We start from the raw sequence: 228 nt of genomic DNA, 5'->3' as shown, positions 1-228 counted from the left end.
CCCGCCGGGCACGCCGTGGAACAACGGGTTCATCGAGTCGTTCAACAACCGGTTGCGCGACGAGTGTGTGAACCGCAACTGCTCGCCCACCCTGTTGGAGGCCCGCGTGGTCATCGGCGACTTCAAGGACGACCACAATCACCGACACCGGCATTCGGCGCTGGGCTACAAGACCCCGGCCGAGTACGCTGCCGGATGCACCCACCGGCACCATCCCGTGGGCTGCGA

General features: G+C 66.2%; 1 protein-coding gene. It reads left to right on the top strand.

Features of this window, described 5'->3' with window-relative positions; genetic code table 11:
* Positions 1–228, top strand: a 228-nt coding sequence (locus B1964_RS29685; protein WP_139765982.1) for an integrase core domain-containing protein, incomplete at both ends; no start/stop codon positions are given.

Source organism: Gordonia sp. i37 (genome assembly GCF_002043085.1).
Taxonomy (GTDB): Bacteria; Actinomycetota; Actinomycetes; order Mycobacteriales; family Mycobacteriaceae; genus Gordonia; species Gordonia polyisoprenivorans.
Note: the sequence above shows the minus strand (reverse complement) of the source record. Positions and strands in the feature narration are given on the sequence as shown.